The 15,592-nt window shown below is 70.7% G+C and carries 15 protein-coding genes; 3 read left to right on the plus strand and 12 right to left on the minus strand.

What is annotated here, in order from left to right:
- The first annotated feature begins 2 nt into the window (after positions 1-2).
- From BWI15_RS09795 to BWI15_RS09805, 3 genes are read left to right on the plus strand one after another with little or no spacing between them, the layout of a single operon-like run.
- Positions 3-500, plus strand: a complete 498-nt coding sequence (locus tag BWI15_RS09795) for an NUDIX hydrolase (protein ID WP_077014023.1) — start codon at positions 3-5, stop codon at positions 498-500.
- 35 nt (positions 501-535) lie between these two features.
- The gene (locus BWI15_RS09800) at positions 536-1,165 is read left to right on the plus strand and encodes an RNA polymerase sigma factor (RefSeq protein WP_237771208.1); all 630 of its coding nucleotides are present in this window, start codon (positions 536-538) and stop codon (positions 1,163-1,165) included.
- Positions 1,165-2,034, plus strand: a complete 870-nt coding sequence (locus BWI15_RS09805; protein WP_077014024.1) for a hypothetical protein — start codon at positions 1,165-1,167, stop codon at positions 2,032-2,034. Before BWI15_RS09800 ends, BWI15_RS09805 begins: the two co-directional genes overlap by 1 nt.
- 31 nt (positions 2,035-2,065) lie before the next feature.
- Here the strand turns inward: BWI15_RS09805 and BWI15_RS09810 are convergent, their stop codons facing one another.
- The 12 genes from BWI15_RS09810 to BWI15_RS09865 all read right to left on the minus strand — a co-directional run bounded on the left by BWI15_RS09810 (position 2,066) and on the right by BWI15_RS09865 (position 15,516).
- Positions 2,066-2,419 carry a hypothetical protein gene (locus tag BWI15_RS09810; RefSeq protein ID WP_077014025.1) on the minus strand — a complete coding sequence of 118 codons (354 nt, stop codon included), beginning with the start codon at positions 2,417-2,419 and terminating at the stop codon, positions 2,066-2,068.
- A 261-nt stretch (positions 2,420-2,680) separates the two neighbouring features.
- The gene (locus BWI15_RS09815; protein WP_077014026.1) at positions 2,681-3,445 is read right to left on the minus strand and encodes an SDR family NAD(P)-dependent oxidoreductase; all 765 of its coding nucleotides are present in this window, start codon (positions 3,443-3,445) and stop codon (positions 2,681-2,683) included.
- Entirely contained in the window at positions 3,445-4,014 is a 570-nt protein-coding gene (locus BWI15_RS09820) for an ester cyclase (protein ID WP_077014027.1), read from the minus strand. The genes BWI15_RS09815 and BWI15_RS09820 overlap by 1 nt, the downstream gene beginning before the upstream one ends.
- Positions 4,015-4,176: 162 nt before the next feature.
- On the minus strand, positions 4,177-5,919 hold the full coding sequence (gene arc, locus BWI15_RS09825) for a proteasome ATPase (protein ID WP_077014028.1): 1,743 nt from the start codon (positions 5,917-5,919) through the stop codon (positions 4,177-4,179).
- 154 nt (positions 5,920-6,073) lie between these two features.
- Positions 6,074-7,000 carry a tRNA (adenine-N1)-methyltransferase gene (locus BWI15_RS09830; RefSeq protein ID WP_077014029.1) on the minus strand — a complete coding sequence of 309 codons (927 nt, stop codon included), beginning with the start codon at positions 6,998-7,000 and terminating at the stop codon, positions 6,074-6,076.
- A gap of 63 nt (positions 7,001-7,063) precedes the next feature.
- A complete protein-coding gene (locus tag BWI15_RS09835; RefSeq protein WP_237771209.1) occupies positions 7,064-8,215 on the minus strand; it encodes a site-2 protease family protein in 1,152 nt (383 codons plus the stop codon).
- A 35-nt stretch (positions 8,216-8,250) separates the two neighbouring features.
- On the minus strand, positions 8,251-9,081 hold the full coding sequence (locus BWI15_RS09840; protein ID WP_077014031.1) for an intradiol ring-cleavage dioxygenase: 831 nt from the start codon (positions 9,079-9,081) through the stop codon (positions 8,251-8,253).
- An 83-nt stretch (positions 9,082-9,164) separates the two neighbouring features.
- Positions 9,165-10,040: a carbohydrate ABC transporter permease gene (locus BWI15_RS09845; protein WP_077014032.1), complete on the minus strand. Its 876-nt coding sequence runs from the start codon at positions 10,038-10,040 to the stop codon at positions 9,165-9,167.
- Positions 10,037-11,032 carry an ABC transporter ATP-binding protein gene (locus tag BWI15_RS09850; RefSeq protein ID WP_077014033.1) on the minus strand — a complete coding sequence of 332 codons (996 nt, stop codon included), beginning with the start codon at positions 11,030-11,032 and terminating at the stop codon, positions 10,037-10,039. Before BWI15_RS09850 ends, BWI15_RS09845 begins: the two co-directional genes overlap by 4 nt.
- Positions 11,029-12,315 (minus strand): ABC transporter substrate-binding protein, encoded by a 1,287-nt coding sequence (locus BWI15_RS09855; protein WP_237771210.1) that lies wholly within the window; start codon positions 12,313-12,315, stop codon positions 11,029-11,031. The genes BWI15_RS09850 and BWI15_RS09855 overlap by 4 nt, the downstream gene beginning before the upstream one ends.
- On the minus strand, positions 12,312-13,079 hold the full coding sequence (locus BWI15_RS09860) for an ABC transporter permease subunit (RefSeq protein WP_237771211.1): 768 nt from the start codon (positions 13,077-13,079) through the stop codon (positions 12,312-12,314). Before BWI15_RS09860 ends, BWI15_RS09855 begins: the two co-directional genes overlap by 4 nt.
- A gap of 82 nt (positions 13,080-13,161) precedes the next feature.
- On the minus strand, positions 13,162-15,516 hold the full coding sequence (locus tag BWI15_RS09865; RefSeq protein WP_083750652.1) for a WD40/YVTN/BNR-like repeat-containing protein: 2,355 nt from the start codon (positions 15,514-15,516) through the stop codon (positions 13,162-13,164).
- Between the last annotated feature and the right edge of the window lie 76 nt (positions 15,517-15,592).

Consider the following 15,592-nt stretch of genomic DNA (forward strand, 5'->3'; position numbering starts at 1 on the left):
GCATGGACGAACTCGTGGCCCTGGTGGATGCCGACGGTGTGGTCTGCGGGTCGGCGCCGCGCTCGGTGATGCGACGCGACAACCTGCGGCACTCGGCGACCGGCGTACTGGTGCGCAACTCCGCGGGCGAGGTCTACGTGCACCGCCGGACGCCGACCAAGGACGTCTACCCGGCCCGGTACGACTTCATGGCCGGGGGCGTGATCGCGGCCGGTGAGGACCCGTACGACGCGGTGGTGCGCGAGCTCGCCGAGGAGCTCGGGATCAGCGGGGTGGAGCTGCAGAAGCTGCCCGAAGGCGACTACGCCGACGAGTTCACGAACTACCACGCGTACCTCTACACCTGCCGATGGGACGGCCCGATCCACCACCAGCCCGAAGAGGTCGACTGGGGAGCCTGGATGACGGTGCCCGACCTGATCGGCCGTCTCGACGATCCGTCCTGGCCCTTCGTGCCCGACACCACCGCCCTGCTCGGCGACCACCTCCGGCAGCTGTAGGCAACCTTTTGCGGCTCGGGCGGTCATCAAAGGGTGTGAAGATCATCCTGACCGACGAGACGGAGTCCCCGATGGCTGCCGGCCCACCCGCCGGTCCCGGGGACGGCGTGCTCTGGGACCGCCTGCGCGACGGGGACCGGGAGGCGCTGGGCCTGCTGTTCGACCGGTACGCCGACGACGTGCACGCGTTCGCGTTCCGCCGTACGGCGTCGTGGGCGGCGGCCGAGGACGTCGTGCAGACGACGTTCCTGACGACCTGGCGGCGGTTCCAGCACAACCCACCCGGGCCGCTGACCGGGGCGTCGGCCCGAGGCTGGTTGCTGGTCGTCGCCGCGAACGAGTGCCGCACCCTGCACCGCACAACCCGGCGCTTCCGCAGCCTGCTCGACCGCCTGCCCGAACCCGGCATCCACCCCGACCACGCCGCCTCGGTAGCCGGCCGGCTGGACGACGAACGCCGGATGTCCGCCGTACGCCGTGCGCTGGCCAAGCTCCCCCGGCACGAGCAGGAGACGCTCGAGCTGGTCGTCTGGGCCGGCCTGACCGTCGCCGAGACCGCGGCCGCCCTGGGCGTTGCCGAAGGCACCGTCAAGGCCCGCCTGCACCGCACCCGCCGCCGCTTCCCCGACCTGCTGTCGCGGGTCGCTCTGTCCGAGGAGTTGTGATGACCACGAAGCTCGATCCCCCGCCGGTGCCGCCGCTGAGCCCGTCACAGCGCGAGGAACTGCGTCGCCGGGTGATGACCGCGGTCGACGAAGCGCCGGCGACTCACCGTCGCTGGGTCGCGCCGCTGATCGCCGTGGCTGCCGTGAGCGGAGTCGTCGCCGGAACGCTGGCGATCACTAACCGTGCGGAAGATGTGGTGCCTGCTCCCCCGGCCGCCGCCTCGCCGTCGACGCCGGTGGTCGAAAGGACCAAGCTCGTCAGGGTCGGGAAGGAGTTCCGCATCGATCTGGGACCTGCGACTGCCGCGGAGGCCGCCCGGGCGGCGCGGGACTGTCGGTTGCCCGGAGTGAAGCGCACCTCCGTGCTGTGGAGCCGCAAGGTCGGTACGCCGTCGCCCGGCCGGCCGAACTCCGGTGTGATGGTGCTGACTCAAACGACGCCGGGACAGCCCGGGGCGACGTACAAGCTCGGGATGTTCGCCTGTTTCGTGGGCGGAGGGACGAGAGCGGTGCGCGACAGCGCGTGGCGCGAGCAGCCGTCAGCAGCCAGGGGCGGGGTCACGCTGGCCTTGGCGGGATCGGTCGCGGGTGACGGGCGAGGCGGTCCGAACTTGGCGGACTTCCAGGCGCTGCACCGAGTCCGGCCGGGGATCGCGCGGGTGCAGTCGCGGATTGTCTGGGGCGATGGACACGGGCAATGGATCGACGGCGTCGTGACAGGCGGGTTCGCCTTCACGCACAGCGCTGCCCTGATCCCGTCCGGGCAGTACAAGCCGCCGGCCGGCGACGGTCAGCCTCGCCCCGGCGATCCGCAGGAGGAGTACCGCGCCTGGGACGCCGAGGGTCGCGTGGTGCCGCTCACGCCGTAGCCGACGGGTCAGCCGGGGTGCGCGGAACGGCTCAGCGGGTGGTGAAGCGGGCCACCGCGCGGGCCAGGTTGACGCCGACCAGGCCGCCCCAGCAGATGATCACCGCGATCGTGCCCTCCATGTTGGCGGCGATCGCGGTGATCGGGATGCCGGCCACGACCGACACGATCGCCAGCGCCAGGCCGCCCGGGTCGTTGTCCGGCTTGCCGGCCGGCGGCCTGGGCGCGGCGGGCTCGGGCAACGGCCCCTGCCCGTACCGGGCGGCGGCGCGCGCGTCGAGCTTGTCCAGGAACCCGTCGATGATCTCGGGTTCGTATTCCGCCCCCAGGTCCTGCCGCGCCGCGACTGCCGCCCGTAGGTCCTTGCGCATCTCGTCCGTCGCCATACCCCGACCGTACGGCGGCCGGCTCCGACCCGGAATAGGGGGAAACCCCGGCCCGACCCCTTGCGACGACCAACCCGTCCCAGGGCCACCGGTAGACCCAGGCCCCTTGCGCGCCGGCCGCTCCGGTACAGGTCGCGCTTGCAGCGCGACCGATCCCGGTGCAGCACCGAGGTCGTGCACAACGACGGGCCGCCCCGAAACCCGTGAGCTCCGAGGCGGTCAGCAGGTTCGAGCCGATCGGGCATGCCCGGCTCGGATCGGTTACCAGGCGCTCGCCCCACCGTCGACCGCGTAGTTGGCGCCGGTGATGTAGCCCGCTCGGTCGGACGCCAGGAACGCCGCCAGTTCGACGACCTCCTCCGGCCGGCCGAAGCGCTTCAGCAGCGTCTTGGCGGTGATCGCGCTGCGCACCGCCTGGTCGTCGCCGAGATCCCGGTCGCTGGCCGGGGTCAGGATCGGGCCGGGGCTGATCGCCACCGCGCGGATGCCGTGCGGCGCGCCTTCCAGCGCGAGTTGCCGCGTCATGCCGATGACGCCGGCGTTGGCGGCGGTGTGCGCGACCATCGGAGGCGTCGCGCCGCCGATCAGGCCCGCCACCGAGGCGACGTTGATGATCACCCCGCCGCCGCGCCGTACCAGGTGTGGCCAGGTGAACTTCGAGACGTAGAACGGGATGTCGAGCTCGCCTGCCTGCGTCACCCGCCAGTCCTCCACGGAGAAGTCCGGCATCGGCCCGAAGCGCTGCAGGGCCGCGTTGTTGTAGACGATGTCGAGGCCTCCGTAGGCGTCCGCGGCGTCCTCTGCGAGTTGCCGCACCTGGTCGGCGTCGGTGAGGTCGACCGGCGCGATGCTGGTCATCTCCCCGCCCGCACGGCGTACGAGCTCGGCAGTCTCTTTGTCGGCCTCGGCCTGGATGTCGGTGCCGATGACCCGTGCACCTTCTCTGGCGAAGATCTGCGCCGCGACACGACCCATGCCACTTCCGGTACCGGTGATGAGTGCGATCTTGCCGTCAAGCGTGCCCATCACGCACCGCGCAGCTCGTCGAGCCACCGGCCGAAGTTGCCTTCGGACCAGTGCTCGATGGACTGGCCCTTGATCACCCGGTCGATGGAGATACCGCTGAGCTTCACCGTGCGGCCCGAGGCCGGGATGCCGAAGATCGTGCCGGTGTGCACGCCGCCGAAGCTCCAGCGGGTGACGACCTTGGTGCCTTCCACGATCTGGTCGAGCACGGTCAGCTCGTAGCCGGTCAGGCCCTTCTTGATGCTCAGATCCCCGGCGATCCAGTCGTCGCGGTTCTCCGGGCCGTTGAACCCGTGCAGCAACAGGTCCTTGGAGATGTAGCGCTCGAAGCCGGCCGCGAGGTCGCCGTTGTAGCTGGCGTAGAACCCGGCGGCGACCTGCAACGGGGTCAGGTAGCGGCTTGTGTCCTCACGACCCTGCGCCGCGGCCGGTACGGCGGCCGAAGCGGGTACGGCGGCCGCGGCCAGAGCGGCTGCTCCGGCAACGCCGGCGGCGGCCCCGAACAGCCTCCGGCGCGACGGCGCGAAGGTGGCGGTGGCCTGGGTCTGAGGGTCGTTCTCGGTGGTCATGCGGTGCTCCTCACCGGCAAGTGGCGTCGCGATCGACGCCCGTTGGTTGACACGTCATCATCTTAGGTTGACGTGTCACCCTAAGCAAGCCGGAGGGTCCGCACACGCGACAGCCGCCCCGGTCCGAGGTTCCGGACCGGGGCGGCTGACGTCGAGCCTGGGTTACAGGTACTGACCGGTGTTGGTCGCCGTGTCGATCGAACGGCCCGGCTCGGTGCCCTGCTTGCCGGAGATGAGCGTGCGGATGTAGACGATCCGCTCGCCCTTCTTGCCGGAGATGCGGGCCCAGTCGTCGGGGTTCGTGGTGTTCGGCAGGTCCTCGTTCTCCTTGAACTCGTCCACGCAGGCCTGCAGCAGGTGCTGCACCCGCAGCCCCTTCTGCCCGTCGTCGAGGAACGCCTTGATCGCCATCTTCTTGGCCCGGTCGACGATGTTCTGGATCATCGCGCCGGAGTTGAAGTCCTTGAAGTACAGGACTTCCTTGTCACCGTTGGCATACGTCACCTCGAGGAACCGGTTCTCGTCGGCCTCGGTGTACATCCGCTCGACGGTGCGCTGGATCATCCCGTTGACGCACTCGGCCCGGTCGCCGCTGAACTCGCTGAGGTCCTCGGGGTGCAGCGGCAGCGTGGTGGTCAGGTACTTGGAGAAGATGTCGCGGGCCGCCTCGGCGTCCGGACGCTCGATCTTGATCTTCACGTCCAGCCGGCCCGGCCGCAGGATCGCCGGGTCGATCATGTCCTCACGGTTCGAGGCGCCGATCACGATCACGTTCTCCAGGCCCTCGACGCCGTCGATCTCGCTCAGCAGCTGCGGCACGATGGTGTTCTCCACGTCGGAGGACACCCCCGAACCACGGGTCCGGAACAGCGAGTCCATCTCGTCGAAGAAGACGATCACCGGCATGCCCTCGGAGGCCTTCTCCCGGGCCCGCTGGAAGACCAGGCGGATGTGCCGCTCGGTCTCACCGACGTACTTGTTCAGCAGCTCGGGACCCTTGATGTTGAGGAAGAACGACCTGCCCTCGACACCGGTCCGCTCGGCCACCTTCTTGGCCAGCGAGTTCGCGACCGCCTTGGCGATCAGCGTCTTGCCGCAGCCGGGCGGGCCGTACAGCAGCACACCCTTCGGCGGCTTCAGCTCGTGCTCCAGGAACAGGTCCTTGTGCAGGTACGGCATCTCGACCGCGTCCCGGATCTGCTCGATCTGGCCGAACAGGCCGCCGATCTGGGTGTAGTCGATGTCCGGGACCTCTTCGAGCACCAGCTCCTCGACCTCGGACTTCGGGATCTTCTCGTAGACGTAGCCGGAGCGCGGCTCCAGCAGCAGCGAGTCGCCGGCCCGCAGCGGCTCGTCGAGCAGCGGCGACGCGAGCCGGACGATGCGTTCCTCGTCGGCCTGCGCGATCACCAGCGCCCGCTCGCCGTCGGCCAGCAGCTCCTTCAGCATCACCACGTCGCCAACGACCTCGAAGTCGCAGGCCTCGACCACGTTCAGCGCCTCGTTCAGCATCAGTTCCTGGCCGAGCTTGAGCGCGTCCAGGTCAACCGAGGGGCTCGCCGCGACCCGGAGCTTGCGGCCTCCGGTGAACACGTCCAGCGTGTCGTCGTCGTTGCGGCCGAGGAAGGTCCCGAAGCCGGACGGCGGTTGCGCCAGCCGGTCGACCTCCTCCTTCAAGGCGATGATCTTCTCTCGGGCCTCGCGCAGCGTGTCCGCCAACCGCTCGTTCTGCGCGGTCACGCTCGCCAAGGACGCCTGGGTTTCGGACAGCCTGCTCTCGAGCGACCGGCTGTCAGCCGGGTGCTCCAGCAAACGACGCCGCAGCGCTGCGACCTCGGCCTCCAGGTACCGGACCTGGTTGCGCAGCTCTGCCGCGGTAGGACTCTCGTCTCCAGCCACGATCATCACCTCACCATGTGGGGCTCGACCCTATGGACCTTACCCAGAAAACCTCGCCGGGCAAGCTGAATCCCATCACGTGTCGGTTGCGGATGAAACCGTTGCCTGGTCGAGCCTGTTGCGCCTTAATACAGCACGGCGCGGACAGAATGGCGCGACGTCAGGGCGTGTCCTGCGCGGATTCGGACCGGCGCGGTCCGGAATAGTCGTCGCCGTAGGCCCCGGGCGCCGGGCGGCGCTTCTTCAGCGGCGCCTTCACGCCGGGCGCCATCCGCCGCGCGGTGACCAGGAACGCGGTGTGACCTTGCATCCGGTGGCCGGGCCGGACGGCCAGTCCCTCGACGTGCCAGTCGCGCACCAGTGACTCCCAGGCCCGCGGCTCGGTGAACTCGCCGTGGGCGCGCAGGGTCTCGACGAAACGGCTCAGCTGGGTCGTGGTGGCCACGTACGCGCAGAACACCCCGCCCGGGGCCAGGGCCGCCGCGACGGCGTCCACGCACTCCCAGGGGGCCAGCATGTCCAGCACGACGCGGTCCACGTCGGTCTCGTCCAGCTTCTCGACCAGGTCGCCGACCTCGAGCCGCCAGGCCGGGTGCTCGCCGCCGAAGAAGCCGGTGACGTTCTTGCGGGCCACCTCCGCGAAGTCCTCGCGGCGCTCGAACGAGATCAGCTCGCCGTGCACGCCGACCGCCCGCAGCAGCGCGGTGGTCAGCGCACCGGACCCGGCCCCGGCCTCGACCACCTTGGCGCCGGGGAAGATGTCGGCCATCGTGACGATCTGGGCGGTGTCCTTGGGGTAGATCACCTGGGCGCCGCGTGGCATCGACACCGAGTAGTCGGCCATCAGCGGGCGCAGGGCGAGGTACTCCACGCCGCCCTTGGAGCGGATCGTGACCGCGTCCGGGCCGTCGATCAGCTCGTCGTGCTCGATCCCGCCCTTGGTGGTGTGGAAGACCTTCCCGCGCTCGAGGAACACCGAGTGCCGGCGCCCCTTGGAGTCGGACAACGTGATCCACTCCCCCGGCTGCAACGGCCCATGATGAACCCCGGAAAACGCCACATCGGGAAAATCGCGCAGATCAGACATAAGGGGCTCACCCTACTTCGCACCCCCGCCGCGCCCCGAATCCGAGGCTCGTACGGCGTACGGTCAGCGGCCGCGGAAGGCGCGTTCGACGTCGGCGGTCGCAAGGACGCCGTACACCTGGCCCTGGGCGTCGAGCACCAGGTACTCCGAGGCGGGGTTCTTGCGCAGCGTGGCCAGGATCTCCTCGCCGGTGTCGTTGACGCCGATGATGTGGCCGGCGCTGATCCGGGTGGCGACCTCGCCGATCGTCGTCCACGGGCGCTGGTTCGGCGCGACGGCCGTCACGGCGGCCTCCTGGACCAGCGCGTGCGGCTTGCCCTCGCCGTCGATCACGACGACCGCCCCGGCCTGGCCCTCGGCGGCGAGCCGCACGGCCTCGGAGATCGGCGTCCAGGCGTGCACCGCGATCGCGCGGCGGGCCAGCGTGCGAACCTGCAGGGCGGGCAGCTTGCGCCGCAACCGGGCCTGCATCAGCGACGCGGTCGATCCCATCCAGAGGAAGAACCCGACCGCCAGCGCGATCACGAAGTCGATCAGCGTCGGGTTGCGGTCGAAGACCTCTTCCAGGATCACCGGTGCGGCCAGGACCGCGATCGCGATCAGCCGGCCGGCCCACGCGGCCACGACGGTGCCGGTGTGCATGTTGCCGGTGGCCTTCCAGACCGCGGCCCGGACCACCCAGCCGCCGTCCAGCGGCAGCCCGGGCAGCAGGTTGGTGACGCCGACGATCAGGTTGGCGACCGCGAGCTGCATGACCACGGCGTACGCGACGCCCTCGTCCAGCGCGCGCGAGCCCAGGTACGCCGCGCCGCCGACCAGCAGCGAGGCGACCGGGCCGACCACGGAGATCGCGAACTCCTCCAGCGGCGACTTGCGCTCACCCTCGATGTGCGTGCCGGCCGCGAAGAAGCCCAGGTTGATTTCGGTCACCGAGATCCTGAACCGCAGCGCCATCAGCGCGTGCGCCAGCTCGTGCAGCAGCACCGACAGCGTGAACGCGACCACGAACGCGAACGACGCGAAGTAGCGCCAGCCGCCGGACAAGTACGGGAACTGCTGCGCGATGATCGCCGAGAAGCCCAGCGCGAGCAGGATCGCGACCGGGAGCCAGGTGAACCGCATGGTCAGCTGGATCCCCCGGACACGACCGAGGACCCAGGTACCGGGCGGCGGCGCCGGCTGGGCGGGATTCTGAGGTTCACGCGGCTCTGACATCGGAGTAAACCTACTGGGCCGCCGGTAACTCCGCGCTACACGCCCACGGTGAGCCGCGCCTGGTAGCCGCTCTGGACGTTCCCGCCGACGGTCGCGAGCTGTCGCGCGGCGCCGTCGTCGCGGAACACCAGGTCGCGTTCCAGCGACGTCCGGGACATGTTCTCGGCGCTGCCGTCGTACCCGCTGGTGGCGTACACGGCCCGGCAGACGTCCTCCGGCAGCGCGAGCTGGGACGTGGCGCTGATCTTCCCGGCGGCGGTCGCTTCGGTGAGCGACGCGTAGACCTCGAAGTGGATGTGCGGCCAGCGTCCGTCGTACGCCGCGGGGAAGATCGTGCGGAAGGTGACCTTGCCGCTCGCGTCGGCGGCCTGGACACCGCGCAGGTAGTTCTCGTTCTCGGCGCCGTCGGAGTAGAGCGAGTAGCGGCCCTCGGCGTCGCAGTGCCAGACGTAGACGGCCGCGCCCGCCAACGGTGTGCAGTTGCCCGCGTCCTGGACGATCAGCTCGACCGTCAGCGGTACGCCGGCGGCGACGCCCGAGGCCGATCCGAACGACTTGGTCAGGTCGCTGCGGACGATGCCCGACTCGGTCAGCACGTTCGGTCCGTTCGTGCCGTCGCCCGGGAACGGTCCGGCGGTCTCCGCGGGGATCTCGTCGACGCAGTCGCCCGCCGTGGTCGGGCTGCTGGTGCCGCCCGGGCTCGAGCCGGTGCTCGGGCTTGCGGACGGCGTACTGCTGCTGTCGTCGGTCGCGCAGCCGGCCACCACCGCCAGTCCCGCCCCGGCCAGCAGTCGCAGGACGTTGCGCCGGCGCAGGGTCCCGAGGTCGTGGACCAGTCCCAGGTCGTGTTCGTGCGGGGGCTTCATCTGCTTCTCCTCGTCTCCGGTGGAACCAGAGTGCCGAGCCGGACCGATGGTTCGCCGAAAGTCCGCTGGGAGTCGGCTGGGACTTACCGCCGGCTCCGCTGCCGGGCGCTGAGCCGGGCGGCGATCCAGAGCGGGATCGCGGCCGCCGCGGCGGTGAGCACGAGCAGGGTGAGCGAGAGCGTGCTCGCATAGCCCAGTTCGCCGTACTCGAAGGCTCGGCGGTAGATCAGCAGCGGCGCGGTGAGGGTGGCGTTGACCGGGCCGCCGCCGGTCACCAGCAGCGCGGGCACGAACGCGTTCTGTACGACGACGACCACGTCCCGGACGGCGAGCACGATCACCACCGGCGCCATCAGCGGCAGCGTCACCCGGGTCATCGCGAACCAGGCGGAACCGCCCTCGACCTCGATCGCCTCGTGCAGGTGCACCGGGATGGCGATGCGCGCGGCGAGGGCGACCGTGAACGCCTCGCCGACCTGGAACGCCAGCACCAGCGCGAGCCCGAGCCGCGCGCCCCACGGCGTCGTGAGGAACCCGGGGTCGGGCACGCCCAGTGCGCCGAGCAGGGCCGGCAGCGGACCGTACAGCGGGTTCAGGATCCACAGCCACAGCAGCGCCCAGGCCGCGTCGGGGATCGTCGACGGCAGGTACGCCGCGACGCGGCCGACCGTCGTCAGGGGTCCACGGCGTCGGGCCAGGAGCAGCGCGGCGCCGATCGCCAGCAGCAACCGCAGCGGTACGACGATCAGAGCGATGAGCGCGCTGACCCCGACCGCGTCCCAGAACGGCCGGTCGCCGGCGAGGCGGACGAGGTTGCGGAAGCCGCTGAACTCCGGGGCGCGGAAGCCGTAATAGTCGGTGAACGCGAGTGCACCGGCCAGTGTGAGCGGGGCGAGGACGAGCAGGAGCGATCCCAACAGGTACGGAACGGCCAACGGCGACCGCCATTGCCTGCTCATCGACGACGACCGCTGGCGGCGTCGAAGTGGTGCTCGTCCTCCGGCCGCCAGGCCACCGACACCCGCTCACCGACCTTCGGCGCAGCAGTCCACGGCAGCCGAGCGAGCAACTCCTCGTCCACCAGCACCCGGACCAGGCACTCCTCCCCCGCCGGCTCGACCGAAACCACTGTCCCGACCCGTCCGCCCTCGTCCTCCCGGCACACCCGCACCCGCTCCGGCCGCACCCCCACCACGATGCCGTCGGCAACGGGCAGCAGGTTCATCGGCAGCGGCCCGACGATGCGGGCGACCGCGGTCGTCGCGGGCTGCGCGTACAAGACCTCGGGGCGATCGCACTGCAGCACCCGGCCGCCGTCCATCACCGCGACCCGGTCGCCCATCGCCATCGCCTCGAACTGGTCGTGCGTGACGTGCACCATCGGCACGCCCAGGGACCGCTGCACCGCCCGGATCTCGCCGCGCATCCGCAGCCGCAACTCGGCGTCCACCGAGGCGAGCGGCTCGTCGAGCAGGCAGACCGCGGGCACCCGGACCATCACCCGCGCGAGCGCCACCCGTTGCCGCTCGCCACCACTCAGCTCGCCCGGCATCCGCTCGAGCAGGTGCTCGACGTCGAGCGTGCGGGCCACTTCGCGAACCCGGACCTCCACGTCGCGTCGCCGCGCTCCCCGGGCGCGTTCGCCGATGCCGATGTTCGCCGCGACGCTGAGGTGCGGGAACAGCGCCCCTTCCTGGAACACCATCGCGACGTCCCGCCGGGCCGCGGGCACGGCCGTGACGTCCCGGTCTCCGATCACGACCCGCCCGGCGTCAAGGGTCTCCAGTCCGGCCACGGCACGCAGCAGCGTCGACTTGCCCGACCCCGACGGCCCCACGATGACCAGGAGCTCGTCGTCGGCCGCCGTCAGGTCGACGCCGTCGAGCGCCACGACCCGCGTCCCGGAATGAGCCCGGAAGCTCTTGTGCGCGGCCTCGACCCGCAGGCTCATCGGCGCCGCAGCAGCGGGTCCGCCTCGGCGCGGATCGCCGCGAGGACCTCGTCGAGCGGTACGCCGTCCTGGAAGGCCCGCTGCAACTGGTTGCCGATGACATCTTCGACCTCGGGCCACGCCGGCGTCACCGGGGTGTGCCGCAGCTGCGGGATCGCGTCGAGGAACACCTGGGACGACGCCGGCGGCCGGGACGGGCTGAGGAACGCGGGCGAGGTCGCGACCGACCGCAGCGACGGGACGGTGCGGCCGCCGAGTGCGGTGATGGTCTGACCCTGCTGCCCGACGGCGTAGGCGATGAACTTCGCGGCGGCGTCCTGGTGCTGCGAGCTGCTCGCGACGCAGTACGCGTCGGAGTGCAGCACCGAGGCCGGCGTCCCCAGTACGGGCAGTCCGGCGACGTCGAAGTCGAGGCCGCGCTGCTCGCGCAGTGCCGGGACCTCGACGCGCGAGCTGAGGAACATCGCCAGCTTGCCGGTCATGAACTGCTCGTCGACATCCTGCGCGGCCAACTGCTCCTTGCTCGGCGTCGCGCCGCTGCCGACCAGGTCGACGACCGCCTGAAGGGCGGCCCGGGCCCGGGGCTCGTGCAGCGTGGTCCGGGTCGGCGTCGCGTCGTCGTCGACGATGCTGCCGCCGCTGCTCCAGATGAACGGCGCCATCCGGGTGATCGACGGGTCGATGCCGACGCCCTTCACCGATCCCTTCGACAGCGCCTTGGCCGTCGCCACGAACTCGGCCCAGCTCCAGCCCGCCTTCGGCGGCTTGAGTCCCGCCTTCCGGAACAGCGCACGGTTCCAGTACACGACGAGGGACGAGATGTTCTGCGGCATGCACTGCAGGGCGTCCTGGTAGCTGAACGCCTTCAGCGGCTCCTCGTAGTAGTCGGCGGTCTTCAGCCCCTGCCGCTCCAGCAGCGGTCCGGCCGGCGCCACGGCTCCGCGCTGCACGAACGGGGCGTACTCGCGGTAGTTGATCAGGAACACGTCCGGTGCGTCGCCCGATGTGAAGGCGGTGGACAGCCGCGTCAAGTGGTCGCCACGAGCCACCGTGACCAGCTCGACCTCTCCCCCGCCCGCTTTCTGGTACGCCGACACGAGGCTGCGGTAGACCGCTGCCTCTTCCGGGTCGGCCCCGACCTGGACGGTGATCCGCGCGGGCGGCTGCGATTCGCCGGCTGCGGTGGGCTCACCTGAGCACGCACCGACGGCCAGCAGGGCCGCCAGCGTCGGTACGGCGACCAGCCGGCGTACCGGCAGACGGGCCGACAGACGGGCCGTCACGGGCGCTCCACCGAGGCGAAGAAGGACCGCTGACCGACGGCGAAGGCGAGCACCGCGGGCGCGGTCACCACGACCGCGGCGGCGAGGTAGATCGGGTACAGAGCAGCCTCCATCTCGCTGAGGCTCCGCAGTCCCAGCGCCACCGGCCAGTTGGCGGGTGACGACACGAGGGTCAGCGGATCCATGAACGTGGACCAGTAGAACAGCCCGGACAGCGCCGCGACCGCAACCACCGCGGGACGGACCAGGGGAAGTGCGATCTGCCGCCAGACGCCGTACGGGCTGAGGCCCTCCAGCGTCGCGGCTTCGAGCAGTGCGCCGGGGATCCGCGAGCACGCCAGCGCGAACAGCAGAACGTAGAACGGCGTCGTCCCGGCCAGCGCCAGCAGGGCGACGGTGAGCGGCGTGTCGGCGAGGCCGAGCGCACGCAGCAGAACCACTCGCGGCACCCACAGCGCCGCAGCCGGCACCAGCAGCATGAACACCGAGAGACCGACCAGCAAGCGGCGCGTCCGGCCCCTCGCCGTCACGATCGCCAGGCCGGCCATGGAGGTGACGACCACAGTGATCGGTACGGCGACCACGACGAGCAGCAGCGAGTTCAGCAGCAGCCGGGTCAGGGGCATGAACCGCGGCACGGTCGAGTAGTTCGACCACTCCGCCGGGTTCGGCCACAGGTCCAGCCCGTCAGGTGGCGGCTGGAGAGGCCGTTGCAGGGACCCGAGCACCATCACCACGAGTGGCGCGAGAAACAGCGCGGACAACGCGACCAGCCCGAGGGTCCGCCAGAAGGCGGGCCGTCGGGCCGGTCGGGTGCCGGATTGCCGGGTCAGGGCTCGGCTGATCTCAGTTGGCGTCCGCGATCGAGGTCGTCCAGATGCTCCGGCCGTACGTCGCGGCGTACAGCGTGGAGCTGCCGGCCGGCAGGTCGATGTCGTTGATCGGCACCAGCGGCAGGTTGGCGCCCACCTTGACCCAGGTCTTGCCCAGGTTGGTGGTCCGGAAGACGCCGACGTCGGTGGCGATGAACAGCCACGACTTCTTGCTGGGGTGCCGGATGACGTCGTTCACCGGCGCCTGCGGGATCTTCTTGCCTGCGATGTCGGCCCAGGTGCGGCCGCCGTCCCTGGTCATCACCAGGTGCGGGTACTCCTCACCGGAGCGCCAGCCCGAGAAGCTCGCCCAGGCCACCGCGGGGTCCTGCGGGTCGACCGTGATCCGGGTGACCCAGCGACCCGGGAAGACCGGGCTCTGCAGCTTCTCCCAGGTCACCTGGTCCGGTGCGGCCATGGCGTTGCGGCTGACCCACATCAGTCCGCTGTCGGTCCCGGCGTAGACCAGGTTGGGGTCGGCCGGCGTCGTCCCGATCGCGGTAACCGTGCCGAAGCCCGGTGCGCGCGGCTCGGTGCCCTCGGTCAGGTCGGGGCTGATCCGCTGCCACACGCGCTGGCCGGCGTCGGTGTTGATCCGGCTGACGTACTCGCTGGCGCCGAACAGGTGCCGCGGGTCGGCGGCGAACTCCAGCGGAGCGACCCAGTTCTTCCGCGCGCCGGGGATCGTCATCGTGTAGCCGGCCCCGTCGACGAACCCGCGGCAGCCGCCGTTCTGCGAGCAGCCGTAGTACTTGCGGTCGTTGGTCGGGTCGATCCGGTTCATCATGCCGTCGCCGCCGACGAAGTTGAACCAGTCGCCGTTGACCGAGTTGTCGGACGCCCAGGACTTCAGCGAGCCGTTGTCCTGCGAGCCCGCGTTGAGCCGCCGGCCGTCCTGCACCGAGACGTCCATCGCGTAGAACTGCGTCACCGGCAGCTTCGGGGTCTTGGCCCACAGGCCGCGGGCGGCGCCGTTCTCGGTCGACCAGTAGAAGCCGCCGTCGTTGCCGAGGTACACCTTGCCCGGCGTGAACGGGTCCCACTCGAGCCCGTGCTGGTCGGCGTGCGGGGTCTGCGACGTCGTCCAGGTGAGACCGCCGTCGCGGCTCTCGGCCAGGCTGACACCGGCGGCGAAGACGTGCTTGGGGTCGGCCGGGTCGACGTACACGCGCCCGAACCACCAGGCGAACCCGCCGCTGATGGACTGCAGCGTGCCGCCGCTGGTCGGGCCGACCGCGGTCCAGGTCGCGCCGGCGTCCGCGCTGGTGAAGAAGCCGTTGAAGTTGCCGCCGGCCGTGCTGGAGATCAGGTACGCGCGGTTGGGATCGCTGTCGCTGAAGTCGACGCCCATCCGGCCGACGTACGTCGCGGTGACCGGCTGGCCCTCGACGTCCACGCTCTGCGGCAGCGGCGGCTGGTGGATGTTCGCCCAGGTCCGGCCGCCGTCGGTCGAGCGGTACAGGAACGAGTTCTTGCCGTAGATGCGGGACTTCTCGTCGCGGATCTTGTCCCAGGTGGTGGCGAGCATGACGTCGGGGTTGTTCTTGTTGATGCTGACGTCGATGGCGCCGGTCGAGGCGCTGCCCGGAACGATGACGCGGGTCCAGCTCTGGCCGCCGTTCTCGGTCATGAACAGGCCACGGGTCGGCTCGGTGTCGTGCAGAGCACCCATCACGGCGACGAACACGCGGTTGTCGTTGCGCGGGTCGATGACGATCTGGCCGATCGTGTCGCCGTCGCGCAGCCCCATGTTGGCCCAGGTCTTGCCGCCGTCGGCCGACTTGTAGACGCCCTTGCCGTAGTACGCCGAACCGCCGCCGTGGTCGGGCTCGCCGGTGCCGGCCCAGACGACCCCACGGGAGTCGACCGCGACGGCGCCCATCGACTGCGGCAGCTGGTCGTTCCACGCGGTGGCGAAGGTCGCGCCGGCGTCGTTGGACCTCCACAAACCACCGGTCCCGGTGGCGATGTAGACGACGTCCTTGGTGGTCGGGTCGGCGGCGACGTCGCGGATCCGGCCGCCGATGTTGCTCGGGCCGAGACCGGACCAGACCTGGTCGGTGCTCGGTGACGCCTTCGCCGCGGCGCCGAGCTGGTCGGATTGGGCGATCGCCTGGCTGACCGCCGCGTCCGGGATGGTGCCGTCGGGGTTGGCCCGCTGGAGGTACATCCACTCCTCCGCGCCGACCGGGTTGGCGGTGGCCGGCTCGGAGGTCGCGGCCAGCGCACCGGAGCCGGGAGCGCTGGACGACAGGGAACTGGGGCCGACAAGGGCGGCGAGTGCCACCGCGGCGATGATCGGAACAAGGGGTATCTTGCGCAGGGCCACGCGTGCCTCCGGAACAGGGGGCGCCTCACACGCCACGGTGGGCGTCACCGTAACCGGCAGTGGGCTGGTTCCACCA

This window comes from Kribbella sp. ALI-6-A (assembly GCF_001984195.1).
Classification (GTDB): domain Bacteria; phylum Actinomycetota; class Actinomycetes; order Propionibacteriales; family Kribbellaceae; genus Kribbella.